Genomic DNA, 23,637 nt, shown 5'->3' on the forward strand with positions numbered 1-23,637 from the left:
CAGGCTAGGCCGAAGCTGCCCCTTTTATAGTGCCATTGTACGAGCATTGACCAAAATCGCATAAGAAAAGACTAATAATACAACTGGTTTTCGCATAGGACTGTCGATATAATAAAGATCAGAAAACAAAATCAAATACATCAAATAATAAATATAAGGGAGTGCAGCTCACATGTCACGAATGAATATTGGTTTGCAATTGTACACGTTAAGAGACGCTACCGCACAAGATTTTGAAGGCACGCTTCGCAAGGTTGCAGCAATGGGTTATGAGGGCGTAGAATTTGCAGGATACGGCGATATCAAAGCTGAAGACATGCGCGACCTGCTTCAAGAATTGAATTTGAAAGCAATCGGCAGCCACGTTGGCTTGCATCTGCTTGAAGGCAATCTTGATGAGGAAATTGCTTATCTTCAAACCATTGGAGCTAAATATGCTATTTGTCCTTGGTTGCCGGTAGATGCTCGTGATACAGAAGCATGGCGTGGACATCTCGTGAAATTTGAAGAGTATGGTAAGCGTTTCCGTGAAGCAGGCATTTCTTTTGCTTACCACAACCATGAATTTGAATTTGAAGTTGAAATCGACGGCCAAATCGTATTTGACGCTTTGTATGAGCGGATTGATCCGCAATATCTGCAAGTTGAAATGGATATCGGCTGGGTACAATACTCCGGCGTAGATCCGCTTGCTTACATTGCAAAATACGCAGGACGTCTGCCGCTTCTTCATTTGAAGGACTTCCGCGCTGGTGAGAAGGGTGGGCAAATCGATACAGTAGAGCTTGGCCGTGGCGATTTGCCGCTTCTTCCTATTATTGATGCTGCCTCGAAAGCATCTGTTGAATGGATTATTGTTGAGCAGGACACTTGTGCGAATCCTCCGATTGAGGCTGTTGCAGAAAGCATGGAATGGTTGAAAACTAATTTTTTGAACAAATAATAATCTAATTGATAATAGATAGGGGAAAATATTCATGTCTAAAGTACGTGTAGCAGTTATAGGTTGTGGATCGATTTCGAAATACCGTCATATCCCGGAATATGCAGCTCATGAGAATGTTGAGCTTGTTGCATTCGTAGATCCAATTATCGAGCGCGCAGAACACTATGCGAATTTGCATGGCGGCAAAGCGTTTGCTGATTTCGAAACGATGCTTGCAGAAATCAAACCTGATGCAGTAAGCGTATGTACGCCAAATGCATTGCATGCTTCAATGTCAATTACTGCAGCTAATGCGGGCGCTCATGTTCTTGTTGAGAAACCAATGGCTGTAACCGATGAAGAAGCGGAAGCGATGATTGAAGCAGCTAAGAAAAACGGCGTTCACTTGATGGTTGGCCACAACCAACGATTCATGCCGCCGCATGTTAAAGCGAAGCAAGTATTGCAGTCCGGCATTCTAGGCAAAGTACTTACATTCCGTACATCGTTTGGTCACCCTGGTCCAGATGGCTGGAGCATCGATGGCGCAGAAAGCTGGTTCTTCCGTAAGCCAGAAGCTATTATGGGCGCAATGGGCGATCTTGGCGTTCATAAATCCGATCTTATTCGCTGGATGCTTGACGACGAAGTTTCAGAAGTAGCTGGTTTTGTTGGCACGCTTGATAAGGATACCGATGTTGATGATAACGCATCATGCTTGCTTCGTATGAAGAGCGGTGCAATCGGCACGCTTGTAGCAAGCTGGACTTACTATAAGGGTGAGGACAACAGCACTATTTTGTGGTGCGAGAACGGCGTTATGAAAATCGGTACGCATCCTGACGATCAAGTAATCGTAGAGCTGCGCAACGGCACAGTTGAGAAGCATAAAGTAGGCGCAATCTCAACTAACGATAAGCAAGAGACAAGCGGCGTAGTCAATGCTTTCTTGGAAAGCATTCTTACGAACACAACACCTGCTGTAAGCGGTGAAGACGGCCGTGCTTCTTTGAAAGTTATCTTGTGTGCATTTGAGTCACAAGCAACAGGCAAATTCATTAGCGTAAACTAAGCAATGTACAGGAATGCCTTCAACCGACGTGCGCAAGCCGTGAGGTTGGAGGTATTCTTTTTTGCACACTATCTTGCATTGCAGAATAGCATGTGGTAAATTATACAAAAGACGGAATTGCTGTACGGTGCTATACTGTATTGATTAATAGTAAGTTATGCTTAGTATCTTTCCACATACAGTACCGAAGAATTAGAACTTCAATGATGGAGGACACGAAATGAACATTCAATTTAAAAAGGGCGTGCTTGAAATATGCGTTCTTGTGCTTGCGACAAGGGGAGACCGATATGGCTATGAGCTGGCTGTTAAAATTTCCGAAAAGTTTGAAGTAGCAGTCGGAAGCGTATATCCATTACTAAGCAGATTGACACAGGACGGCTATTTCTCAACCTATTTGAAGGAATCAACTGAAGGCCCGCCTCGGAAATATTATCAATTAACAGCAGAGGGCTGGAGTCATATGCGCAAATTAATTGCAGAATGGGAAAGTTTCACGCAATCCGTAAATGAAATTGTAGAGGAAGGTTTAAGACCATGACGACAAGAGATCGATATATGTTGGAGCTTGAGAGCATGCTCAAAGTCATTCCAGAGCCGCAGCGGAAGGAATGGCTGTACGATTATTATCTTCATTTTCAGCAAGCGGTAGAGAATGGTCAAACCGAGGAGCAAGCAGCAAGCGAGCTGGGAGATCCAAGAATGATTGCGAACGAGATGCTGCTTGGATACCGAGTTAATCAAGCAGAGACGAACAAGGGCTTCGGAAAGCTCTCTAAGGCTGTATTTGCAACAGCAAGCCTTGGTTTATTCAATATTATATTCGTTCTAGGACCCTATCTGGCTCTGGCGTCGGTCATTGTTGCTTTATGGGCGTCAGCTTTGGGAATAGGCGTAGGCGGTATCGGAATCATGGTAGAGAGCTTATGGAACGGCACATTTACTATGCCGCAGGCATTGACGATAGGCTTGATTACAAGCTCAATTACGATTTTACTCATCATCGGCTTAAAGGCACTTACAACTTCCTTCTATAAAATGACCTTAAAATATTTGAAATTCAACACAAGAATTGTAAAGGGGAATAACAAATGAAAAAACTAGCCGCATTCGCTTTAATTTTGCTTGGTATAGGAGTACTTTGCGCGTTTTTTGTATTCGATAAAGATGAACTTGTAACGAAATTTCAGGGCGAACCTTTTTTGCAGGAAAAAACGATTGATGCATCGTCCATTCGCTCGATCCATGCGGAGACGGATACGTTTAATATCACTTTCGTTCCCGGCACAGCAGATGATATTAAAGTGAGACTTGAAGGAGATGTAAGTGAAAAGCTTGCTGGAGACGTCATTCTAACGGCAGCTCCTAAAGGGGATACGCTTAATATTGAGGCAAATACGAAGGATCGTTTTACATTCGGTATTTCTATCGTTAACTTGAAGCTGACGATTGAGGTGCCTGCTAAGCTATGGACCTCAGTTGATATCGAAACCGATACAGGAAACATTGTAGTGAATCAGATGGAAGTTGACAAAATGAAATTAAAATCAGAAACCGGCAATATAAAATTAACGAATTACACGGCTCAGGAGCTTGAATTAAAAACAGATACTGGAAACATTAATATTGCGGACGGAAAAGGCATTCTAAAAGCAGAATCTGAGACGGGAAATGTACGAGTTGAAACAGAGGAATTACGCAGCGATCTTTCAATTAAGACGGATACCGGGAATATTATCGTTAATGCAGATAAGCAGCCTGCTTCGGCTACTATTCGTATCAAGAAGGATACCGGAAACAGCAAGGTGGATTGGGATGGTTTCTCGGTTAACAAGGAGACAGAAAATAATATTGAAGGTATAATCGGCAGCGGTGATATCCAAATAAGCATGGAGTCGGAGACGGGCAACATCAAACTCGGCACTCGATAAGCAAAAATAGATTTATAAAAACAAGAAGCAAGTCGTGGAATATATCCATGGCTTGCTTTTTTTATGTGTTTGCCGTCTCGATTCATTCATGTATCGCATAAAATATAGCAATTGTTTATCGAGAGGATGCGATGCGTAATGGTCGTAGAGCGCAAATATTTTCAAAGGTTTACTTTTGCGGAGTATGTTGAGTATTTGAAACCATTCGTATCAAAAGTGAAGTTTTCGCAGATTCATGTGCATGGAACATGGAAGCCGACTATTGTGGATTACCGGAGAGCTGCGGATAAAATGAAAATCATTCAAGGGATGTGGCGGTTTCATGCAATTACCCAAAATTGGGGTGATATCGCCCAGCATGCAACGATCGACCCTGACGGCTATATATGGGAGGGGCGTTCTCTTCTGGAAGCGCCGGCCTCTGCTGTTGGCTACAACGACCCTGATCCAGATCGCATACATCCGTTTATGTTCGAGATGATCGGTAATTTTGATGTTGGAGCGGAGAAGCTGGAAGGTGCTCAGCTTGCTTCAGCCGTTAAGCTGACAAGTCAAATTGCTGCCATGTGGAAGCTGCCAGACAGTCAAATTTTGTTTCATCGCGAAATGAATCCAGCGAAAACATGTCCAGGAAGTTCAGTTAGCAAAGCGGCTTTCTTAGAGCTTGTTCGCGACTGGAGGGATGTTGATATGAACGCATCAGATGCTAACAAAATTATCTCTACTTGGCTCTCTCCAGCATGGTTTGCAGCAACGACAAAAGCGGAGAAAGATGAAATTCATCGGCTCGCAAACGAGCTTCGAAAAGCTAGCGGTCAGCTCTAAAAGCAGCAAAAAACGGTGATGAGCATATTCTCATAAAGCAGTAATGGTGCTGTTTTGCAAGCTATTTTCACGCGATTACCAGTTTTTGTGTCATGAAACACCAAAAACCCCATGGTAAGATAAGTGGCGTCAGGAAGAACGATGCGCAAACAAAACGAATGCGCAGCTGAAAAAGCTTCAGTCGTCAGACGCTTTTTTACAAAAACTTATCTTATTAGGAGGATTCATTCATGAAGATGCAACCAATACGTGTAGGTGTCGCTGGCATAATCGCAGCAACGGTGATCGGCGCAGGTTTTACGGCTCCAACGGCAGGTGCAGCACCGGCTGTGAAAACTTTCTCCACGATTCAACAACCATGCCTCATTAGCCAAGATACGATCAAACAGATCGGTGATAAATATGGAATAGATTTTAGCAAGCTTTTGAATGGCAGCTTCATTCAATGGCCTACGACAGGCGGTAACACAGGAACAGTAACAAAACCGGGAACAGGTACTGGAACAGTAACTAATCCGGGAACAGGCACTGGAACAGTAACAAAACCAGGAACAGGTACTGGAACAGTAACTAAGCCAGGAACAGGTACTGGAACAGTAACAAAACCAGGAACTGGTACAGGAACAGTAACAAAACCAGGAACAGGTACTGGAACAGTAACAAAACCGGGAACAGGCACTGGGACTGGTACAGGAACTGAAACAAAACCAGGCACAGGTACTGACACAGGAGCTTCCAATTTGAGTGCTTATCAATCACAAGTTGTCGACTTAGTTAATAAGGAACGTGCTAAAGCGGGCTTGTCCGCTTTGAAGAGCGATACGCTTCTTACGAAAGTAGCATCAGAGAAAGCAAGAGATATGGACGTTAACAATTACTTCAGCCACACATCGCCGACTTACGGATCTCCATTTGATATGATGCGTTCTTTCGGAGTGACTTATTCTTATGCTGGTGAGAACATTGCTTCTGGTCAAAAAACACCACAAGATGTTATGACTGCTTGGATGAACAGCCCAGGTCACAAAGCAAACATTCTTAGCGGCAACTTTACTAAAATCGGCGTTGGTTATGTAAACGGCGAATGGGTTCAAATGTTTATCGGCTAGTCTTTCCTTAAACCTTAGACAACAGCAATACGTTAAGGGCGTACAACCGCCCTTAACAAGATTTATAATCACGTGATCGAAGTTGTGAAACTTCGGGAACGCACAGGAGGATTTACCCCATGTTTAAAAAACGTACATTAGCAGCAGCAGTAGTAGGATTATCGGTTATGATGGCAGCAGGAACAGTAAGTGCAGCTTCGAAAACACATACAGCGAATGACAATGATACATTCTGGAAGCTATCCAAGCAGTACAGTGTACCTTTGGATACACTAATGGAAGCTAATCCTAAGATAGATCCGCTTAACCTATATAAAGGTTTAAAGCTTACTATACCTTCCACAGAAGCTTCTGTAGAGAAGAAACCGGCAACGATGAATTCAGCAGCTGACGACTCCTCAAAAACAGTTAAAGCTATGAATGGTAAAGAATACGCTTACTCGAAAGCGCTTCTCGTACAAGCTACAGCTTATACAGCAGCAGCATCTGAGAATGGCAAGTGGGGCGCAGTCGACTACTTTGGAGACAAGCTCCAGGTTGGTACGATTGCCGTAGATCCGAAAATGATACCTCTTGGCACTAAGCTTTATGTGACAGGGTATTCCTATAATGGTTTGCCGCAAGGCGGAATGATTGCAACAGCAACAGATATTGGCGGTTCGATTAAAGGCAATCGCGTTGATATTTTTGTACCAGGCTCAACAAGCCAAGCCATGTCTTTTGGTATTCAAAACGTGAAAGTATTCGTTCTTGAATAAAAATATAGATGGAAAAGGCAATCCACTCTTCATGAGGGATTGCCTTTTTTTGTACATAAACTCAACGGGCTGCGGATTGTCCGACGAGCTCAGGCAATGTAACGAGCTCATACCCTTTGCTTTCCAGCAATTGGATGAGCTTCGGGAGTGCAGCAACCGTGCCGGATAAGTTTTGGCCGACTCCTCCGCCTGCGTGCTGTAAAATTATCGATCCAGGTTGAAGCGTTCTTTTTATATTTTGCAGCACCAATGCGCTGCTAGGATTGTTTTTCCAATCTACGGAATCCACATCCCAGTTGACGATAGCAAAACCAGCCTGCTTGCTCCATCTTACTTGCTGAGGCAGCAGTTCACCGTATGGCGGTCGTATAAAGTGAGGAGAATATCCGACTATATTTTTTATTATGGTGTCCGTTCGCCAAATTTGCTTCTGATACTTCGTTAAAGTAAGCTTTGAAAAAATGGCATGGTCATAAGAGTGATTACCAATGACATGTCCTTCGTTATGTATCCGCTTTACTAATGCAGGGTATTTGGCAGCACGGTTCCCTACAATAAAAAAGGTAGCGCAAACATCATGCTCCGCTAATATATCCAAAATAGCTGGTGTATATCTTGGATCGGGAACATCATCAAACGTTAGCGCGACTCTTTTCTTATTACGAGGCCCATTAAGGAGAAAGGTATTGGGAAATTGCCTATGAAGCCTATCCCAAGACACGACAGCAGTTTTTCGTTTTTTTGATTCTTTTGCAGGTTTGAACTGAGCTATTTGCTGCTTATCGGCAGCTGAAGCATAGGAATCGGTTGATAGGTTAAGCAGCATACAACCGATTAAAGCAATGCCCGCCACGGTCTTCCCTATTTTATGTGGTGTTTTCCACATTTGCATCAGTCCCCATGATTGATTGTAAACAAGCCGTGCCGCTATTTTACCCATGCTGCATACTTTCATGCGCTTTACTTTAAAAAAAGAGAGGCTTAAACTAAATATAGTTCACCAATTCATGGCAGGGAGGTTATCTTTTATGAAGTTATTGCAGTTTAAGCAATCTGATCAACTAAGACTCGGCGTGCAGGTTGACTTAGGAATTATTGATATTAAAATGGCCTCTCAAGCTCTGGATATTCCAACTCCGCTTTCTATAGAAGAAGTTATAAGAGGCGGTAAAACAGCATTAGCGGAACTTCAAGCGGTTATTGAGGCTGTCGTTGCAAATAACAACCACATGTATGTGCTACAGGATACAACTTTCGCTTACGCACCGGTCGTTTCGAGCCCGCAAAAAATGATTTGCGTCGGTTTAAATTACCGCAAGCATGCAGAGGAGACGAAAGCTGAAATTCCGACCTCCCCTATTTTGTTTAATAAATTTGCCAATGCCCTGAGTGCACATGGTGATGAGGTGGAGCTGCCGCTTACGAGCAATGAGGTGGATTATGAAGCTGAGCTTGCGATCATTATAGGAAAAACGGCAAAAAACATCGAAGAAGCGGATGCGCTTGATTATGTTTTTGGCTATAGCTGCGCTAACGATTTGTCAGCGAGGAACCTGCAGCGCCGAACATCCCAGTGGATGCTTGGCAAAAGCTGCGACGGATTTGCACCAATTGGTCCTTATATTGTAACGGCAGATGAAGTAAATGATCCGGATAAGCTCACTATTTCTTGCCGCGTAAACGGTGTTCAAAAGCAGCATTCGAATACGGAAGATATGATTTTTTCTTGCCGATCTATCATTAGTTATATTTCTAAGCATATGACACTCGTACCTGGCGATATCATATTAACAGGGACTCCGGAAGGGGTAGTAATCGGATACCCGAGAGATCAAAGGGTGTATTTAAAATCAGGTGATGTGGTAACCGTGGAAATCGAGCAGCTTGGTGAGTTAACTGTCACAATGAGATAATGAAATGCAATTGATAATCATTTTCGTCCGTTGTATAATAAATCGTATCGTTTATTATTGTACATTCATGTTATGGAAGGACGAGAACATCAATGAATGAAGCGTTGTTTGCGATGTTGGAGGACAGCTATGATTTAACGGTAAATAAACGAGAAAATCTTCTGTTTACCTGCCCTGCAATAGATCTGTTGGATGAGCACAAATTGAAGCAATTATTAGCTTTCTATACTCCGCTAGTTAAAGGCATGGACCCTTCCGTAGGGGAAGTGTACATGGCAGGTTGGTTTCGCGGGCCTATGCTGGGCTTGCTCTATACGTTGTCGGTATTAAAACAAGCGCCGGATTTATCACTTAACAATTTAACGGTTCAAATATACAAGGCTGAATATAACAATCATGAATATATTGCTGTCAGCTTTTACTTACATAACTCTGAATTTGTAGCGGCACCACTACCTTTAGATGAACAAGACATGTGGGTTAAGGATAAAATCAGCTCTTTTTTTGAGCATACGATTCGTCCTGTATTTGACATGATTGCAAAGGTAGGAACGTTGAAAATAGGCATGCTCTGGAGCCAGCTTCCTACCTCGCTTGAATATGGGTATGACAGGATGCTGAGTGCCGAAGTAGATGAACAGGCAAAGCAAAGCATTGTCACCTATTTCAATATGGTCAAATCGCTTGATGGCGAGGTTTTCGGCAGAAGCAAAAACCCGCTTGATGTGAAATTCCGTATGACAGAGTCATTGGGAGACAAAGATAAGCAGGTTCGGCTGAAAGCAGCATGCTGCTTGTATTATCTAGTTGATGGCGGCTATTATTGTTATACTTGCCCAAGGGTGAAAGAAAGCGTTCGTGCAGAACAGCGTGAAGAATATCGCTGCAAGCAGCAGGCGTAAAATAAGAAAGACCATAATCATCCATGTTGAATGGAAGGATTATGGTCTTTTTTTGTTGCGTGATAAACAATCAAAAACTTGATTATTTCATTTTGAAAACATTGATGGTTCTGAGCAGTTGAGCCGCCATTGTACGCATACGTTCCGTTTCTTCTACCACCGCTTGTACAGATGCAATCTGCTCATTCATCGAAGCGGATACTTGCTCAGTGCCAGCAGCCGATTGCTGCGTAATCGCGGATATATTTTGGATGGCTCCGGAAATTTTGCGGGCACTCTCAAGCATAGCGTCGCTTTCTTGGGAGAAAACATAAATTTTATCCGTAATAAATTGAACACTTTGAACAATTTCTGAGAATACGACTTCGGATTCCTTAATATGCTCGGTTTGCAGCTTAACGACCTCTTCGTTTGTTTTCATATTGCTGATCGTTTGCTTGATACCCTCATCAATACTTTTCACTAGGTTGAATACTTGTTTAGTTGAAGCGCTGGATTCCTCAGCAAGCTTGCGGACTTCCTGTGCAACAACGGCAAAACCTCGTCCGTGCTCGCCTGCTCTTGCAGCCTCGATAGAGGCATTCAATGAAAGCAGGTTAGTTTGTTCAGCCAAATCGGAAATAGTCGTCGTAATTGCACTAATGCCTCTTGCTTTGCGGGCTAGATCTTCAATTGTAGCAGACACCTTCTCGGTTGCCTCAACGTTGCGGCGCATGCCGTCGGCTTGAATATCAAGAGCCTTCATGCCTTTATCTACGAGCTGAAGCGTTTGCTCAGAGCGTGTGTTCATTTCCTTTGTTGAGGTAGCGTAATCGGAAACTTTCTCTTCAATCTCGGTAATGGATTCGCTCATCTCCGAAACGTCCTCGGAAATTTCGTTTGCGCCAGTAGCAAGCTCGTTTGCGGAAGCAGCAACCTGCTGCATCGCGATTTGAATATTATTATTTTTGTCAAAAATGCTGTGACTTGTATCGGACACATGACGGATGATGTTCGTCGTTTCCGTAAGAATGTCACGAAGTTTATCAATCATACTGTTAAACGAATGTCCAAGCTCGCCTAAAGCTGATGAAGACGTTGTGTCGATTTTTTGAGTGAAATCACCTTTGGAAATACGAAGCGCGGTTCCTTTAATTTCATCAAATGAATTATTGATGGATCTCTCGATGAAGGAAACGAGTGGAAGCGTAGCGATTGCCATAATGATTGTGAAAACAATTCCAGCGATAAGCGAGCCGCCTGATACTGATAATATGACAAGCATAATGAGGGCAAACACTGCTAAATTTAGGTAAGAAGTAATCAGCAGCTTATTGCGCACGGAAAGCGAATAGTACCATTGGATCATTATGTAAGCGCTCCTTTTAATAGAATATCCATATTATAGCACCAGCTGCGAAATTGGTCTATAATTGTCGATTCATAAAAAATAGATAAATAATGACCGCATGCGGCACTTCGGAAAATACTAAATACGTTTTCGGTGTAACAATAAATAGAAAATGATACCATTATCGGTAATTAGAAATCATTTTTATTATTAATTGATGGTTTAGATTGCATGGTACATAACTCCTAAGTAAGAAAGAAAAACATCTTGAAATTAGAATAGAAAAATAAATTAAAAAATATTATTTTAGTTCGCAAGGTTCATTTTATTAAGATGTAATAAAAAGGTCTTTCTTTAATTATGTAAAAATAAGTTATATAATAAGTAAATAAAGGTCGAATAATATCGAATAAATAAAAATAATGTTGTTTAGTATATTGATAATGATAGAAATGGACTATATAATATGCGTTGAGACCTAAGTGGAAACTCATGCCTAATAAATCATAAAGGAGGATAATAAGTATGCAAACGGAATCTGCAGCTCTCGCTCGTCAAGTTGAATTTGTGTTTCGTCAGCTTGAAAGTGAACTGACAAATGCTACGGCTGGTACAGTATTAATACATATTCGAAACAATGCGGTGGGTAAATTTGGGGTTAGGCACCATCCAATCGAATGCAAAAATGGAAAGTTCGAGAGTGTCGATAAAGGACTGACAGCTGTTCAGGTACAGGCATTTAAACAAATGGCCATTGAATCGCTTAAGTTTAGGAAAGACTGGTCGCATGGCGAAATTTTATATGATTTTTCCGTTCGTTCAAGCGCTAATTCTTGGTCGGCAAGCATACTTTTTGAATCTAATTACAATATGGCCAATTGGAATTCTCGCTATTATCCGAAAAGAAATGATTTATGGGATTCACAATAAATAAAATTACGTAAAGAAAAAAAAGAGCTGACGGCACCCGTCAGCTCCTCATTTTATTGTCCGAAATCTAGATCAGGATACACATAAGGTGATTCCGGCACCTTGATTCGTTCAAGCCGCTGGGCTTCTAAAGTCATGACAACATGATTCATATAAGTTGATGTCGTTAACCTTCCTGTCACCGTCACCCATTCATCGTCGGCGTAATCCATCGCTTTTGGCCAAGATACCATAAGTCCATAAGGCATAGCGTCGGCTGAACAACAATTCATTGCAAATCTACTGACCGCAAATCGCCCCTTGCCCATCTCGTCCTCGTGGTAAATAAACCCCGAAATTTCAACTTCTTTACCGATTAGTTTCTCTCGAAAGAGATCAAATGTCGTCAACGTCTCAATAAATTGAGTATCAGGTACACGGATAAGTGGTTGGCTGTACAGCTTCTTCGCGTATGCTGTATGTGCTTCCATATAGCCATCGAAAGGATAAAAGGCATCGACTCCGGCACCATTTTCTTCAGCTGTTGAAATTCCAGATAAGCTGATCCCTTTTTTTGAAGCAATATCGCTCCCAAGCGTCCCGGTCGGGACGAGAAAACCGAGCAGCAGCGGAAAAATAAACAACCCATAAATGATGATGTTTTTGAACACGGATGGAGATGGCTCGTGCTCGCAATCACAGCTTGGCGTTTGATTTCCGATACGTTTCTGTAAAGCGGCATAGACTTGATAAATAGCTGCTGCATAGAGGCCTAACGCTGACAGCTTTACGTATACCTCCATTTTTGGAGCGATATAAAGAGCCATTTCACCCGTTCGATCCAAGTAGAGAATAAACAGAGCAAATCCAGTAAGAATTGCGGCACGCAAAAGATGATGAATCATAGCAGCGCCTCCGTTATCCAAGCGCCGATGAAGGTTAGCGCCGCGGTTAGTACAATGAGAATAAATACGAATTTAATACGGAATGTCGTTAGCAGCATTAACGTATTTTTAAGATCGATCATTGGGCCGAATACAAGAAAAGCAAGCAGCGGTCCAAAATCAAACATGCCGCTGAACGATGAAGCAATGAAAGCATCCGAAGTGGAGCAGATTGATAATATAAAAGCAAAGCCCATCATGAAAAGGTATGAAAATAAAGGCTGATCAGCAAATGCCTCAAAGGTGCTGCGATCAATAACCGTTTGAATAATGGCAGTCAACATTGCTCCGAAAATAAAATATTTGCCCATTTCAAAAAACTCGTTTGAAGCATGTGATAGGGTTGATGAGGCTCTTCCACGGAATCCAGTACCGCTTGTCCCATGCTCATGATTATGGGTGTGATTGTGGCTGTGTGTATGACCCTGTTTAATTAAATGAAACGGTTGAGCTAATTTGAGCGGACTGCTTCGCATAAATTTATAAAGGAGCAAGCCGATGATAACAGCAATGACAAAGGCTAGTATCATTCGTGCGTATGCCATTTCTGGCGTCATTCGAAATGCAGCAAAGGTTGATGCAAAAACGATTGAATTAACGATGGGGCCTGCCAATAAATAAACGATTCCGATATAAGCAGGCATGCCTTTGCGAATTAGCCGCCTGACAACCGGTATCATTCCGCATTCACATAATGGGAATAAAATGCCCAGCAGCGCCCCAAAAAGAACGCCTAATACCGGGTTTTTGGGCATGAATTTTTGAATGAGCTCGTCCGAAACGAAGACTTGCAAAAGTGCAGAAAAGATTACACCGAGCAAGATAAATGGAAATGCTTCTAAAATAATGCTTATAAATAATATTTTGAAGGATTGCAAATTAGCGATACTAAAAAGATGTGTGGGAAGCTCTCGATTGGTTACGATAAGGGCGAGCATGATCAAGCAGCCTACTCCGAGCAATGGCGTGCAGATGCGGTAAAGAAATTTTGCCATAGCGCAATATCCTTTCTTTATGTAAGGATTACGATTATGACTATAGCTTATGCGGTATCGATGCGGGATAGGACAACTTTCGTATCGCTTGACATTAACGATTACAGATGTATAATCGTTTTAAATGCAATGATGGGAATAAGTAAGCTCGATTGGATTGCGTACAGAGAGCCGGTGGTTGCTGCGAACCGGTGCAAACAACGATGCTGAATGGGCCCCGGAGCCTATGAACGGAAACTGGCTGCACGAGCAGCCGAAGATGTTTGTACGGACGTTCCCCGTTACGGAGCAACAAGGCTTGTGGGATAATAATACGCTTAGATTGTATAACAAAGCGTACCATAAGCGAATTAGGGTGGCACCACGGTCCCTCGTCCCTTGCGGCGGGGGATTTTTTGCGTTTTTTTTTAGACTGAAATTAACAAGAAAGAGGTTGAAGCATTATGAAAAAAGTACTCTCCGGTATTCAGCCAAGCGGTCAGCTCACACTTGGAAACTACATTGGCGCCATGCAAAACTTCGTAAAGCTGCAGCATACGGAAGAATGTTTTTTTATGATTGTTGATTTGCATGCGATTTCGGTTCCACAGGAGCCGGCTGCCTTAAGAGAACAAACGGAAGCGGTAGCCGCATTATTTATTGCTGCAGGCATAGATCCGCTCAAAGCGAATGTATTTGTACAATCGCATGTTCGCGCGCATGCTGAGCTTGGATGGTTGTTTACGACGCTTGCCAACATGGGCGAGCTGGAAAGAATGACGCAATTCAAAGATAAATCTGCAGGCAAAGATTCTGTTGGGGCGGGGTTGTTCGTCTATCCGACGCTGATGGCTGCCGATATATTGGTTTATAATGCGGATCTTGTACCAGTTGGCGACGATCAGAAGCAGCATTTGGAGCTTACTCGTGATTTGGCGCATCGCTTCAATACAAGGTTTGGCAAATACTTTACGATACCGGAGCCTTATATTCCGAAAGTAGGCGCAAGGGTCATGTCGCTTGATGATGCCAGCAAAAAAATGAGCAAAAGCAATCCAAACGTAGGAAGCTTCATTGCGCTGCTTGATTCTTCAGATGTGATTCGCAAAAAAATTAGCAGAGCGACAACAGATTCAGGCCGCGAAGTGAAATACGATCCAGCAAATAAACCTGAGATTAGCAATCTAATGAGTATTTATGCTCATTGTGCAAATATGAGCATTGAAGATATCGAGGCTCGTTATGAGGGGCAAGGTTATGGGCCTTTCAAGAAGGATCTTGCGGAGCAGGTGGTTGCGGTTATAGAACCGCTGCAAGCTCGATATAATGAAATTCGCAGTTCAGGCGAAATTCATCAAATCTTGAAGCAAGGCGCAGAAAAGGCTTCCTTGGTCGCAGATCGTACACTTGCAGACGTGAAAGAGCTTATGGGTTTTCTGCCGCCTCGCGGCTAATCTTTTAGGTACTTACAAGGCTGACGCCATAGCGTCAGCCTTGTTTTTTTCTGCGCAAGCGAGCTTTTGTAATAAAGCCGGCTCCTATAGTGAAAAGGCTCAACAAACCAAACAATAATACAAACCAGCCATTATAGCTGATGGAGATAGCCATAGCGCTCATAAATACGATAGCTAGTACGGAAAAGAACAAAGAAAGCGGTTTGGACATCTTGTTTTCTCTCCTTAATAAATCGTCAATATATTTTAAAGGTTTAAGAATAGATTCTTTGATGGTGCACATAATAAGCTTGCAAGCTTGCAACACACATCAAAGTGCAGAGGACGAAAGGAGAAATACATTATGGCAGGAAGCAGAAATCAACTTGTTGTTCCACAAGCAACTGCAGCATTACAACAAATGAAACTTGAGGCAGCGCAAGAACTGGGCGTACAAATTCCTCAAGATGGCTACTACGGTAATGTTTCAACTCGTGATGCAGGCTCCCTAGGTGGTTATATTACGAAAAAGCTTGTTCAAATTGCTGAACAACAATTGTCAGGCGGCTCCCGTTAATCGCTTCTAATACACAGTGATGAAATGAAGCCCAAGGGTAATCCTTGGGCTTTTTATTATGGTAACCATCATTTTAGCACAGGGCTCATCGACTTTCTTCTATAATATAAAACAAAAAAAAGAAAGCCCCCTTTATTTTGAAGCAAAGGGCTTTCTAACGTCAATACTAAAAAGTATCCATGCGCAATCTTTTCAATAAACGTTCATCGCTAAGCCAGCCTACATAAGAGCCAATGGTCTCATCCTTTTTATTCATAAGCAGAACGCCAACGAATGGGTATTGCTTGCGATGGCGATAACGTACGTCGCACCATCTGACCTCATAGCCCCATGTATGCTCCCGAACGTCTGCGCAGGCAAAGCTGGTGAAATATAAAAAGGATCGAATGGCGGGATCGTTTTTGGATTTGGCGACTGCCGGGTGATCAGAGCATTCCACATAATCAATCCATACTAAATTGTTATTTCGTAAATTTCCGATAGCGAATCCGCCATTTTTAACTTGCTTGACTACATTCCATATCGTTAGAGAAATCGTTGGAATGACGATATAAGCATCGCCTTCATGATATTCAGTGTCCAGCGTCTTCATCCGTTGCAGCGTACTTCTGGAGGTAATTGTTCGCCATACAAAATAAACGGCTAGAAACAAGTACATAAGCGGGAATATTGAAGCTGGATTTACGAATCCGCCTGCCCACAGTAAAATAGCTATGACATGCGTTGTGAAAATGATGGGATCAAATATGTGTATAATATTCCAAGAGATCCATTTGTCCGTGAAGGGTCGCATCGCTTGAGTGCCGTAAGTATTAAATAAATCGGTGAATACATGCACGCATACGGCGAGCAGCACCCAGCCTCCAATATGCAGCCAAGGCAGCGAGCCGCGGTAAAATAATTGGAGGAGGCCGGTAATTAGCGCAGTCCAAATGGCGATAGCCGGCAAGGAGTGAGAGATGCCGCGATGATTGCGAATGTAAATCGCATTGCCTTTTAAACGAAGTAGGCCATCTAAATCGGGCGCTTGCGATCCGATAACTGTGCCGAGCAATACAGCGGTGTGAATGGCTGGATTTGCTGCTACCACGGGATCTATTGCGGCAAGTCCCCCTAAACCGATGCCCATGATAAGATGTGTGCCTGTGTCCATGACAAGTCCTCCCCAATCGATAATTAGATGTAGTATCGGCGGAGGGGAGCAACTTTATCAATATAATCTAAAGGAGACTGAAGGCAAATGTACATATGTTTTGCAGAATATCGTGTTTCACCAGAATTTCGGGCACAATATCTTGAATACACAGCTTCGCTGCTAAAGGAAGGATACGATGTGCAATTATATGAAGGAACAGATCAGCCGGGTTTATTTGTAGAGGTTTGGAACGCAGCAACCTGCGAGCAAGCGGAGCAAATCAAAAAAGAACGCTGCAGTGAGCGTTCCTCTTGGATGCATATATCGAGCTTTATTGTTGGGGGAGCTGCGAAAATGCACATTTGGACCTTTAAGCCAGCACATCTAAAGGGCGAAGCAGCGATTAACGGCTAGAATTTGCTGTGCCGAGAGTAGCCATGCCAAGTGGAGTGGAAGAGCTTACTACTCCGCCTTGGAATGGATATTCATAAGCAATCGGCTCATCGAATGTTACATAATCAAGATTAAGCGTCAAAAGTAAGTAGCGCATACCAGTCGTTGGATCGCTAATAACGATGTGATCACGTCCAGCAGCTTCGATGATTCCTTTGAAAATTTTGGCGTTCCACTCGCGATTGTTTTCGTAAGTCATATAAAAAGTTGCCATTTTGCCGCGGTTCAGACGCAAAATGTTTTCTACATAGGATTCTTCAACGGAAGGCATCGAAACGATGGTGCCGCCTTGTGGCGTAATAAACGATCCGCTTGGCACATTTGGCGGAATGACTTGTGCTTGTTGGGTTTGAAAGTTGGCTGGGAGCGTAGTTGGCTGTTGCATGCCCATCCCCATCGGCTGCTGCATCCCCATTGGAAACTGGTATTGACCATAACCGCCGTAGCCGAATCCTTGAACAGGACCTGTATTTGCGGGGCTTACTTGATTTTTGTAACCATAACCATTAGACATTTAGAATTTCCTCACTTTCATACTTTAGAAATAGTTTTAATAAACGGCCGGACAATCCTCTGGCGTTGGAACGAAGAAGCAATGTTTCTTATATCTTCCGCTATTGGCCTGATCCCACCACGTATCAGGGCAGCTGCCTGCTGGGCGGAAAAACCATAATGCATTAGAAGCCGGGTGCTGACGCTCGCCGTTAATGACCCGCTTTGCTAATCGAATATCTTTATCACGAGCGCTTTGATAAAAGTAGCTTTTGGTGATTGCTTCGAAACCGCCAGGACTTTGATAGACCATGTCTGGGATGGACCGAAGATTTCTAAAGTCGATACAATTTCCTAGTACACGGTTTACGCCAACGTTGCCTACCATAAGCATGCCGAGCTCGCCCTCGCCCTCTGCTTCCGCTCGCATGAGCCTAGCGAGCATCTTCGTATCTTCGGAATTGGTTTTGATGACAGCCATGGAATTGACAGATCACTTCCTTTCGTAGACTTTAGGACGGTTTGATTTGCTGTTCGGCATAGGCATCAAACTACATAGTTATTGTATTGTGCACCCGCCCATTTGGTTACTAAATGATTTGTCACAATTTACGTGGCAAAATGATGAACAAAACCGTCGAACGTTGTCATCGTGTTCTTTTTTCGGTATGATTAAAAACGATTCATCAATGGATGATAGACGCCATCAGCGTCTTGTCGCATAACTTGGGAGGCTAGCTTCGTGCTTAAAGACTGGATTGCATTGACAAAACCGCGGCTACTTCGACTTAATGTATTTGCTGCGATAGGTGGTTTCATGGTTGCTTCCAAATGGGACATTAACGTTCTATTGCTTATATGGGCGATTATCGGCTCAACGTTGACGATAGCGTCAGCAACCGTGATTAATAATTATTGGGATCGGGAACTTGATTTGAAAATGGAACGTACGAAGGATCGCGCGCTTCCTACCGGTCGAATGACGCCAGGCTCTGTTCTGGCTTATGGTATTATTTTGGGGGTTGTTGGACTAGCTGTTCTCTTCCTGCTCGTTAATCCTTTATCAGGCTGGCTTGGACTGTTAGGGTGGGGTGTTTACATTGTGGTTTACACGATGTGGCTCAAGCGTACTTCAACTTGGAGTACATCGGTTGGAGGCATCTCTGGCGCGATGCCGCCGGTTATCGGTTATTGCGCGGTAACAGGTGAAATCGATGCGGGTGCTTGGATATTGTTTGCTCTGATGTTCCTATGGCAGCCTGCTCATTTCTGGTCGCTTGCCATTAGAAGGGTAGAAGAATATCGCGCAGCAGGTTTTCCATTGCTGCCTGTCGTGAAAGGAATCAAACGTACAAAGTTTCAAATGATTCCTTACATCGTATTGCTTTTGCCAACGGGCATATTGTTTTATTCCTACGGTTACGTTGGTATTTTCTTCTTGGTCATATCCGTTGCAGGCGGCTTAATCTGGCTTATCCATACGTTGAAGGGGCCAAAAGCCAAGGATACCGACAAATGGGCAAAAACCAATTTTCTTATCTCGGTCAATTATTTAATGGTTATATTTATCGTTATGATTCTTAATACGACGGGATCATAATTATCGTCTTAAGGAGTGACTGGCGTGGATTTTGTCAAAAAGCATAGCTTCAAAATTGCAGTACTTGCGCTTTGCGCAGCAATGGGAATTTATTTATTTATTACGTACGGTATGCCGGAGAAGCAGACTCTTCCAATCGAGAAGGCTGCGCCAACGTTTGAGCTGACGGATCTGGATGATCAGAAGGTAACACTCGCTTCAACAAATGGAAAGGCGCGAATTGTATATTTCTATTTCGCAAATTGTCCAGATGTTTGTCCGCCAACTACCTTCTTGCTGTCGCAAGTACAGGAGCAGCTTAAAGAGGAAGGCAAGCTCGGCACTAAAGCAGAGCTCATCTCGATTACGTTTGATCCGGTACGGGATACACCTGAAGTGATTCATGATTTTGCAAAGCGGAATTTTGCTGATCTTAATGGTTGGCGTTTCCTGCGGGGCGATGAGTCAAACACGATGCAAATTGCTAGAGATTTCGGCATTGGCGTCATTAAAAATGAGGATGGCTCCTTCTCTCACTCCAATGTCATTACGATTGTGGATAAGGACGGTCAAATTCGCAAATGGATTGATGGCAGCAAAGAAGATTTGACGGCTGAGGAAATTGTAAATCAATTAAACAAGGTGCTTTAAAATTCATCTTTGCTCCAAATAGAAGCGGGACTCTGCGCAGGGTACAGGATATGCGCATCGAGGCCCGCTTTTTCTAATTGCTCAATTAAATATTCCTCTGGCGTATGCTCTACACCTGAATAACCTCTGCGGGTATAAATATGCTCAGCATCTGGAAATACGTCGCGCAATAAGAAGCGAATCCGTTTTCCAGAGGAATCATTGTCGGTGAAAATATAAGCTTGGCTTTTGCCAATTTGTTTTCTAAGCTTGTCCAATTGCTCGGAACCGGGCGTGCCGAAGGTGCAGAAAATCGGTACATCCGGGTGAAGGACGCGTTTAAGTCTTGCCTTGTCATTTTTTCCTTCTACGATAATGGCTATATCCATGGAAGTCACCTCGCGTAGTGAATGTAGAGCAGGGTCATGAAGCATATGTATAGTTTACCACCAAACAGCGATTTTACCGAGAACGGGAATGATCGGTTTTTTCTTTTGAAAATGAAAAAACGGTCTGCAGTTTGCAGACCGTTTATTATTTTACTAGTAGAGACAAGTGCAAGCTATGATTACGAGCAGGATAAACAATACAAGGATAATGCCAAGGTTTGAGAAACCGCCGTGGCCATAACCACGATTTTCTGAACTTACATTTGCAGACATATATGGGGTCACCTCGTTTCCGTAGTGTTAGAAGGATGAATGCAAACAGCTGAGCTTAGCTGTTCTAACTAGTCACCTGTCATAGTACAGCATATGACATGATGGGGAATTAGCCCTGTGCATTTACCTATGCCTACGAAAAATGGGTGCGGGAAGAAAGGGAACGGGAAATTCGCAGCGGGAGCAGAGCGACTGCTATCATTAATGCAATAAACGCTATGTAGTAAGGCGATATATAGTTGCGAAGCTGTCCTGCCGCCATCGGCCCGATAAACGCACCGATGGAGAAGGCGATGGATAATACAGAAAAAGTACGGCCGTAACGTGCTCCGCCGCTAAGCTCAATTAATAAGGTGGACAGCGCGGGCAAAATGACTCCTTTTGCCATACCGACAAACAGCAGCATCAATGTTAGAGGTGCCGGTATGTCGGATGCAATGCCAAAGTAAATAATGGCAAGAATGAGCGAGCCCCACAACGTTCGCAGATACGCGGATACGCGGTTCAGAAAGAGCATGCTTAATGTTACGAGTGCGCCGATACTGATAACGGAAAATAAAAGGCCGGTCGTCATCATCGCTTCCTGCGTTTTGGCAAGCAGCGGCAGCTCGAACGATAGGATACCCTGCGCGCAGCTTATTGCAACAGGCAGCAGGTAGACGAGCCAAGGAATAGGCACTGCAGGTTCAAGCGGCAGCTTCGTTTTCTTTTTCCCGTCGTTGCCCTCAGCTTCCGTTTGCTCTACCTTCTGGCGAACTTCTTTAATAAAGAACAGAGCGCAGACAGATGTTACGATCAGAACCCATCCAAGCAGCGTAAAAGCGGTCGAAAATCCAATTTTTGCAACGAGATACGCTCCTGCTGCTGGAGATACGACTGATGCTAGCGTATGAACTAGTCCATTGCCAGCCATAAGCTTTCCTTGCTCCGTTCGATCGCTCGTTATTCGTGCAAGCAGGGACAAGCAAGCCGGAGACAGAAAGGCAAGCACAAAACCACTGATGGAGCGGAGCGCGAGCAGCTGCCAAGGATTAGTTACATGCGATTGAAACAGGAGAACAATGCCGGCTGCCATAAGACTGAACACGATAAATAATCTGCTGCCATAACGATCAACGCCAAAGCCTGCAATGAGATTTCCAGGCAAATGCGTAATGGAGTACATGCCCATCATGAGTCCGATGAAGGAAGGCGCTGCACCTAAAGAGATGGCAAAAGGTGTTAAAATGGGGTATTGCGCATGCAAATCAAAAAAGGCGATAAACAAAAATAAGTACAGCCAAACCGCGGTTTTCACAGAGCTGACCCTCCTTGCCAATTACATTCTTATATACTTGTACGTCTAATTGGGACAGGATATGTCTGCATAAAAAGGAAACGAGCGTTTACGCCCTATATTCCGTAGGTTATAATATTTTGTAATGGGATTTTGTACGAGGTATAATGGAGGGGATCGCAATTGGATTTTTTGAATTTTTCGACCTATGATTGGGACACTTGGACAGCTTTTCTTAAAGAACATTGGCTTGTGCTGGTTATTGCGCTTATCTTACTATTAATTATTATCCGCATCGTGAAAACTGTAGTTAAATGGGCACTCGTGGTGGCAATCGTGCTTGGTATTGTCGTATATAGCGGCTACACTATGGATGATTTGAAAGAGATTGGCACTAAGGTTGCAGATACAGTAAAACAGGAAGCCGTTAATGCAATGGTAGGCGAAGCAAAGGATGCTACTTTCGTGAATAACGGGGATGGAACCTTTACAGTGAAAACTAAAAATGTAGAGCTTACCGGAGAGCCTGGTGCGAATGAGGTTGCCATTTCATTCCGCGGAACGGCGCTCGGCAAGTGGGAGCTCGATAATACGATACAAACCTTCATCGACCAAGCGAAGCAGAACGGGTAATGCCGATGACAAGTTGGGATCAATTATTTAGAGAGCCGGAGCCAATTGCTATCATTGTGCTTCTATTGCTAATTGGCTCTCTTATACAGGGGATGAGGAGAGGCGCATCGGGATCTGCGAGGCGTCTTTTCTTTTTTGTTTGGGAAGGTTTAGCAGTTATCGTATGTTTGGTACTGGCAGCACAGCTTACGAATACATTGTCGCCAGCTGTAGCGAAGTGGCTGACTAGCAAGGTGAAGGTTCCTCTTCATGACCTCAGCGGGGTGGAGCAAGCATGGTACACGCTGCTTACGAGTTTGAGGGATTTTGCATTGCTGCGCTATGGCGTCTTGTTCCTGCTCGGTTATTTACTGCTGCGGGCATTGGCAGCTTCTATTGAGCCTTTGCTGGAAAGAGCAGTAGAAGGCGTTCTGAGGAGCGGCAAGGAAGAGCCTATGGCTCACTTGCAAGGCAGGCGAAGTGCTAGCCGTGCCATAGGGGCTTTAATTGGTGCTGCTCACGGAGCGGGTCGTTCATTTGTATTCGTCGTTCTTTTATTCGTTTATGTGTCCCTTGTGCCAAATGGCTGGTATGTCGACAAAATTTCCGAATCGCCGGTTTATACCAAAGCGGCTTCGTGGCTGAGTCCAGTTGCCGGAGACGTTCTAGCAGGGCAAGGACCCGTGCTCGCCCAAGCGGTTGAAGCGCAGTTCAAACAAATTTTGCAACGAAAATATGAGATTATTGATTACGCCATCCCAGCTGAGATTGAGAAAGCTGCTCTTTATGTGACCAAGGATGCGCAAACGAATGAGGATAAGGCGAGAAAGCTATATGACTTTCTTGGAACAAGAATTGCTTACGATTGGGACAAAGCTCGGAATTATGAAGAGCAGGGAATTTGGAAGGAACAGACACCTCCCGAAACATTTGATACGCGCAAAGGCGTATGTATAGATATAGCTCGTTTATATGCTGTAATGGCTAGGTCGGCAGGTCTAGAGGTACGGGTTGTAACTGGAATGGGAGCTAACGGCAAGGGAGGCTTCGGTCCCCATGCTTGGAATGAGGTGCGAATCAGCGAAGGGGATAATGGCTGGATTCCACTGGATGCTACTTGGGCAAATACCGGGAATTGGTTTAATCCGCCGGCATTTGACGATACTCACATAAGTGATGCATAGCTTAAAATGAGA

Annotated in this window: 29 protein-coding genes and 1 other annotated feature; of the genes, 19 read left to right on the top strand and 10 right to left on the bottom strand. The window is 43.6% G+C overall.

Annotated elements, in window-relative coordinates; genetic code table 11:
* Positions 1 to 172: 172 nt before the first annotated feature.
* From BK120_RS10655 to BK120_RS10690, 8 genes are all read left to right on the top strand, one after another.
* Positions 173 to 943 carry a sugar phosphate isomerase/epimerase family protein gene (locus BK120_RS10655; RefSeq protein ID WP_076267482.1) on the top strand — a complete coding sequence of 257 codons (771 nt, stop codon included), beginning with the start codon at positions 173 to 175 and terminating at the stop codon, positions 941 to 943.
* A gap of 34 nt (positions 944 to 977) precedes the next feature.
* Positions 978 to 1,997 (top strand): Gfo/Idh/MocA family protein, encoded by a 1,020-nt coding sequence (locus tag BK120_RS10660; protein ID WP_076267483.1) that lies wholly within the window; start codon positions 978 to 980, stop codon positions 1,995 to 1,997.
* A gap of 220 nt (positions 1,998 to 2,217) precedes the next feature.
* Complete coding sequence (locus BK120_RS10665; RefSeq protein WP_076267484.1) at positions 2,218 to 2,538, top strand: PadR family transcriptional regulator; 321 nt, start codon at positions 2,218 to 2,220, stop codon at positions 2,536 to 2,538.
* The gene (locus BK120_RS10670; RefSeq protein WP_076267485.1) at positions 2,535 to 3,092 is read left to right on the top strand and encodes an HAAS signaling domain-containing protein; all 558 of its coding nucleotides are present in this window, start codon (positions 2,535 to 2,537) and stop codon (positions 3,090 to 3,092) included. The genes BK120_RS10665 and BK120_RS10670 overlap by 4 nt, the downstream gene beginning before the upstream one ends.
* Positions 3,089 to 3,928, top strand: a complete 840-nt coding sequence (locus tag BK120_RS10675; RefSeq protein WP_076267486.1) for a DUF4097 family beta strand repeat-containing protein — start codon at positions 3,089 to 3,091, stop codon at positions 3,926 to 3,928. Before BK120_RS10670 ends, BK120_RS10675 begins: the two co-directional genes overlap by 4 nt.
* A 138-nt stretch (positions 3,929 to 4,066) precedes the next feature.
* On the top strand, positions 4,067 to 4,753 hold the full coding sequence (locus BK120_RS10680) for a peptidoglycan recognition protein family protein (protein WP_076267487.1): 687 nt from the start codon (positions 4,067 to 4,069) through the stop codon (positions 4,751 to 4,753).
* 230 nt (positions 4,754 to 4,983) lie between these two features.
* A complete protein-coding gene (locus BK120_RS10685; protein WP_076267488.1) occupies positions 4,984 to 5,862 on the top strand; it encodes a CAP domain-containing protein in 879 nt (292 codons plus the stop codon).
* A gap of 119 nt (positions 5,863 to 5,981) precedes the next feature.
* Positions 5,982 to 6,620, top strand: a complete 639-nt coding sequence (locus tag BK120_RS10690; RefSeq protein WP_076267489.1) for a 3D domain-containing protein — start codon at positions 5,982 to 5,984, stop codon at positions 6,618 to 6,620.
* A gap of 61 nt (positions 6,621 to 6,681) precedes the next feature.
* Here the strand turns inward: BK120_RS10690 and BK120_RS10695 are convergent, their stop codons facing one another.
* Positions 6,682 to 7,560: a polysaccharide deacetylase family protein gene (locus BK120_RS10695; protein WP_256710848.1), complete on the bottom strand. Its 879-nt coding sequence runs from the start codon at positions 7,558 to 7,560 to the stop codon at positions 6,682 to 6,684.
* 88 nt (positions 7,561 to 7,648) lie between these two features.
* Between BK120_RS10695 and BK120_RS10700 the strand changes: the two genes are divergently transcribed.
* Both BK120_RS10700 and BK120_RS10705 read left to right on the top strand, forming a co-directional pair.
* Positions 7,649 to 8,533 carry a fumarylacetoacetate hydrolase family protein gene (locus BK120_RS10700; protein WP_076267491.1) on the top strand — a complete coding sequence of 295 codons (885 nt, stop codon included), beginning with the start codon at positions 7,649 to 7,651 and terminating at the stop codon, positions 8,531 to 8,533.
* A gap of 92 nt (positions 8,534 to 8,625) precedes the next feature.
* Positions 8,626 to 9,435 (top strand): (2Fe-2S)-binding protein, encoded by an 810-nt coding sequence (locus tag BK120_RS10705; protein WP_076267492.1) that lies wholly within the window; start codon positions 8,626 to 8,628, stop codon positions 9,433 to 9,435.
* An 82-nt stretch (positions 9,436 to 9,517) separates the two neighbouring features.
* Here BK120_RS10705 and BK120_RS10710 read toward each other — a convergent pair whose 3' ends face one another.
* Positions 9,518 to 10,780 carry a methyl-accepting chemotaxis protein gene (locus BK120_RS10710; protein ID WP_372238977.1) on the bottom strand — a complete coding sequence of 421 codons (1,263 nt, stop codon included), beginning with the start codon at positions 10,778 to 10,780 and terminating at the stop codon, positions 9,518 to 9,520.
* A gap of 510 nt (positions 10,781 to 11,290) precedes the next feature.
* Here BK120_RS10710 and BK120_RS10715 point away from each other — a divergent pair.
* Positions 11,291 to 11,695 (top strand): O-methyltransferase, encoded by a 405-nt coding sequence (locus tag BK120_RS10715; protein ID WP_076267494.1) that lies wholly within the window; start codon positions 11,291 to 11,293, stop codon positions 11,693 to 11,695.
* Positions 11,696 to 11,748: 53 nt separating this feature from the next.
* Here BK120_RS10715 and BK120_RS10720 read toward each other — a convergent pair whose 3' ends face one another.
* A complete protein-coding gene (locus BK120_RS10720; protein ID WP_083681860.1) occupies positions 11,749 to 12,579 on the bottom strand; it encodes a TIGR03943 family putative permease subunit in 831 nt (276 codons plus the stop codon).
* Positions 12,576 to 13,613, bottom strand: coding sequence for a permease (locus BK120_RS10725; RefSeq protein ID WP_076267496.1), 1,038 nt, complete (start codon positions 13,611 to 13,613; stop codon positions 12,576 to 12,578). The genes BK120_RS10720 and BK120_RS10725 overlap by 4 nt, the downstream gene beginning before the upstream one ends.
* Before the next feature lie 120 nt (positions 13,614 to 13,733).
* Positions 13,734 to 13,995 (top strand) — a binding site (T-box leader).
* Positions 13,996 to 14,056: 61 nt separating this feature from the next.
* Between BK120_RS10725 and trpS the strand changes: the two genes are divergently transcribed.
* Entirely contained in the window at positions 14,057 to 15,046 is a 990-nt protein-coding gene (gene trpS / locus BK120_RS10730; protein ID WP_076267497.1) for a tryptophan--tRNA ligase, read from the top strand.
* A gap of 34 nt (positions 15,047 to 15,080) precedes the next feature.
* On the opposite strand, the gene BK120_RS35230 is transcribed toward trpS, so the two are convergent.
* Positions 15,081 to 15,257 carry a DUF5325 family protein gene (locus tag BK120_RS35230; RefSeq protein WP_179089778.1) on the bottom strand — a complete coding sequence of 59 codons (177 nt, stop codon included), beginning with the start codon at positions 15,255 to 15,257 and terminating at the stop codon, positions 15,081 to 15,083.
* A 132-nt stretch (positions 15,258 to 15,389) separates the two neighbouring features.
* Between BK120_RS35230 and BK120_RS10735 the strand changes: the two genes are divergently transcribed.
* A complete protein-coding gene (locus tag BK120_RS10735; RefSeq protein ID WP_054023438.1) occupies positions 15,390 to 15,602 on the top strand; it encodes an alpha/beta-type small acid-soluble spore protein in 213 nt (70 codons plus the stop codon).
* 166 nt (positions 15,603 to 15,768) lie between these two features.
* On the opposite strand, the gene BK120_RS10740 is transcribed toward BK120_RS10735, so the two are convergent.
* A complete protein-coding gene (locus BK120_RS10740; protein ID WP_076267498.1) occupies positions 15,769 to 16,755 on the bottom strand; it encodes a metal-dependent hydrolase in 987 nt (328 codons plus the stop codon).
* Between the two features lie 87 nt (positions 16,756 to 16,842).
* On the opposite strand from BK120_RS10740, the gene BK120_RS10745 reads away from it, so the two are divergent.
* Complete coding sequence (locus BK120_RS10745) at positions 16,843 to 17,151, top strand: hypothetical protein (protein ID WP_076267499.1); 309 nt, start codon at positions 16,843 to 16,845, stop codon at positions 17,149 to 17,151.
* Here the strand turns inward: BK120_RS10745 and gerQ are convergent.
* Both gerQ and BK120_RS10755 read right to left on the bottom strand, forming a co-directional pair.
* Positions 17,141 to 17,704 carry a spore coat protein GerQ gene (gene gerQ / locus BK120_RS10750; RefSeq protein WP_076267500.1) on the bottom strand — a complete coding sequence of 188 codons (564 nt, stop codon included), beginning with the start codon at positions 17,702 to 17,704 and terminating at the stop codon, positions 17,141 to 17,143. The two genes, BK120_RS10745 and gerQ, sit on opposite strands and share 11 nt — an antisense overlap.
* Positions 17,705 to 17,740: 36 nt before the next feature.
* On the bottom strand, positions 17,741 to 18,163 hold the full coding sequence (locus tag BK120_RS10755) for a cell wall hydrolase (RefSeq protein WP_076267501.1): 423 nt from the start codon (positions 18,161 to 18,163) through the stop codon (positions 17,741 to 17,743).
* A 261-nt stretch (positions 18,164 to 18,424) separates the two neighbouring features.
* Between BK120_RS10755 and cyoE the strand changes: the two genes are divergently transcribed.
* Together cyoE and BK120_RS10765 are read left to right on the top strand one after the other, a co-directional pair.
* The gene (gene cyoE, locus BK120_RS10760) at positions 18,425 to 19,282 is read left to right on the top strand and encodes a heme o synthase (protein ID WP_076267502.1); all 858 of its coding nucleotides are present in this window, start codon (positions 18,425 to 18,427) and stop codon (positions 19,280 to 19,282) included.
* Positions 19,283 to 19,306: 24 nt separating this feature from the next.
* Positions 19,307 to 19,912, top strand: coding sequence for an SCO family protein (locus BK120_RS10765; protein ID WP_076267503.1), 606 nt, complete (start codon positions 19,307 to 19,309; stop codon positions 19,910 to 19,912).
* Here BK120_RS10765 and BK120_RS10770 read toward each other — a convergent pair.
* Entirely contained in the window at positions 19,909 to 20,280 is a 372-nt protein-coding gene (locus BK120_RS10770) for a ribonuclease M5 (RefSeq protein ID WP_076267504.1), read from the bottom strand. The two genes, BK120_RS10765 and BK120_RS10770, sit on opposite strands and share 4 nt — an antisense overlap.
* A 36-nt stretch (positions 20,281 to 20,316) precedes the next feature.
* Between BK120_RS10770 and BK120_RS35235 the strand changes: the two genes are divergently transcribed.
* Positions 20,317 to 20,502 (top strand): hypothetical protein, encoded by a 186-nt coding sequence (locus BK120_RS35235; protein WP_076267505.1) that lies wholly within the window; start codon positions 20,317 to 20,319, stop codon positions 20,500 to 20,502.
* Between the two features lie 184 nt (positions 20,503 to 20,686).
* Here BK120_RS35235 and BK120_RS10780 read toward each other — a convergent pair whose 3' ends face one another.
* The gene (locus BK120_RS10780) at positions 20,687 to 21,850 is read right to left on the bottom strand and encodes an MFS transporter (protein WP_076267506.1); all 1,164 of its coding nucleotides are present in this window, start codon (positions 21,848 to 21,850) and stop codon (positions 20,687 to 20,689) included.
* Positions 21,851 to 22,012: 162 nt separating this feature from the next.
* Between BK120_RS10780 and BK120_RS10785 the strand changes: the two genes are divergently transcribed.
* Together BK120_RS10785 and BK120_RS10790 are read left to right on the top strand one after the other, a co-directional pair.
* Positions 22,013 to 22,462: a hypothetical protein gene (locus BK120_RS10785; RefSeq protein WP_076267507.1), complete on the top strand. Its 450-nt coding sequence runs from the start codon at positions 22,013 to 22,015 to the stop codon at positions 22,460 to 22,462.
* On the top strand, positions 22,462 to 23,625 hold the full coding sequence (locus BK120_RS10790) for a transglutaminase domain-containing protein (RefSeq protein ID WP_256710849.1): 1,164 nt from the start codon (positions 22,462 to 22,464) through the stop codon (positions 23,623 to 23,625). Before BK120_RS10785 ends, BK120_RS10790 begins: the two co-directional genes overlap by 1 nt.
* Positions 23,626 to 23,637 lie beyond the last annotated feature (12 nt).

Origin of the sequence: Paenibacillus sp. FSL A5-0031 (assembly GCF_001956295.1) — a bacterium.
GTDB lineage: Bacteria > Bacillota > Bacilli > Paenibacillales > Paenibacillaceae > Pristimantibacillus.

What these genes read in the sequence shown, in the direction of transcription:
- BK120_RS10655 (WP_076267482.1), top strand. Translation starts at nt 173, where the DNA reads ATGTCACGAATGAATATTGGTTTGCAATTGTACACGTTAAGAGACGCT.
- BK120_RS10660 (WP_076267483.1), top strand. Translation starts at nt 978, where the DNA reads ATGTCTAAAGTACGTGTAGCAGTTATAGGTTGTGGATCGATTTCGAAA.
- BK120_RS10665 (WP_076267484.1), top strand. Translation starts at nt 2,218, where the DNA reads ATGAACATTCAATTTAAAAAGGGCGTGCTTGAAATATGCGTTCTTGTG.
- BK120_RS10670 (WP_076267485.1), top strand. Translation starts at nt 2,535, where the DNA reads ATGACGACAAGAGATCGATATATGTTGGAGCTTGAGAGCATGCTCAAA.
- BK120_RS10675 (WP_076267486.1), top strand. Translation starts at nt 3,089, where the DNA reads ATGAAAAAACTAGCCGCATTCGCTTTAATTTTGCTTGGTATAGGAGTA.
- BK120_RS10680 (WP_076267487.1), top strand. Translation starts at nt 4,067, where the DNA reads ATGGTCGTAGAGCGCAAATATTTTCAAAGGTTTACTTTTGCGGAGTAT.
- BK120_RS10685 (WP_076267488.1), top strand. Translation starts at nt 4,984, where the DNA reads ATGAAGATGCAACCAATACGTGTAGGTGTCGCTGGCATAATCGCAGCA.
- BK120_RS10690 (WP_076267489.1), top strand. Translation starts at nt 5,982, where the DNA reads ATGTTTAAAAAACGTACATTAGCAGCAGCAGTAGTAGGATTATCGGTT.
- BK120_RS10695 (WP_256710848.1), bottom strand. Translation starts at nt 7,560, where the DNA reads ATGGGTAAAATAGCGGCACGGCTTGTTTACAATCAATCATGGGGACTG.
- BK120_RS10700 (WP_076267491.1), top strand. Translation starts at nt 7,649, where the DNA reads ATGAAGTTATTGCAGTTTAAGCAATCTGATCAACTAAGACTCGGCGTG.
- BK120_RS10705 (WP_076267492.1), top strand. Translation starts at nt 8,626, where the DNA reads ATGAATGAAGCGTTGTTTGCGATGTTGGAGGACAGCTATGATTTAACG.
- BK120_RS10715 (WP_076267494.1), top strand. Translation starts at nt 11,291, where the DNA reads ATGCAAACGGAATCTGCAGCTCTCGCTCGTCAAGTTGAATTTGTGTTT.
- BK120_RS10720 (WP_083681860.1), bottom strand. Translation starts at nt 12,579, where the DNA reads ATGATTCATCATCTTTTGCGTGCCGCAATTCTTACTGGATTTGCTCTG.
- BK120_RS10725 (WP_076267496.1), bottom strand. Translation starts at nt 13,613, where the DNA reads ATGGCAAAATTTCTTTACCGCATCTGCACGCCATTGCTCGGAGTAGGC.
- trpS (WP_076267497.1), top strand. Translation starts at nt 14,057, where the DNA reads ATGAAAAAAGTACTCTCCGGTATTCAGCCAAGCGGTCAGCTCACACTT.
- BK120_RS35230 (WP_179089778.1), bottom strand. Translation starts at nt 15,257, where the DNA reads ATGTCCAAACCGCTTTCTTTGTTCTTTTCCGTACTAGCTATCGTATTT.
- BK120_RS10735 (WP_054023438.1), top strand. Translation starts at nt 15,390, where the DNA reads ATGGCAGGAAGCAGAAATCAACTTGTTGTTCCACAAGCAACTGCAGCA.
- BK120_RS10740 (WP_076267498.1), bottom strand. Translation starts at nt 16,755, where the DNA reads ATGGACACAGGCACACATCTTATCATGGGCATCGGTTTAGGGGGACTT.
- BK120_RS10745 (WP_076267499.1), top strand. Translation starts at nt 16,843, where the DNA reads ATGTACATATGTTTTGCAGAATATCGTGTTTCACCAGAATTTCGGGCA.
- gerQ (WP_076267500.1), bottom strand. Translation starts at nt 17,704, where the DNA reads ATGTCTAATGGTTATGGTTACAAAAATCAAGTAAGCCCCGCAAATACA.
- BK120_RS10755 (WP_076267501.1), bottom strand. Translation starts at nt 18,163, where the DNA reads ATGGCTGTCATCAAAACCAATTCCGAAGATACGAAGATGCTCGCTAGG.
- BK120_RS10770 (WP_076267504.1), bottom strand. Translation starts at nt 20,280, where the DNA reads ATGGATATAGCCATTATCGTAGAAGGAAAAAATGACAAGGCAAGACTT.
- BK120_RS35235 (WP_076267505.1), top strand. Translation starts at nt 20,317, where the DNA reads ATGAAGCATATGTATAGTTTACCACCAAACAGCGATTTTACCGAGAAC.
- BK120_RS10790 (WP_256710849.1), top strand. Translation starts at nt 22,462, where the DNA reads ATGCCGATGACAAGTTGGGATCAATTATTTAGAGAGCCGGAGCCAATT.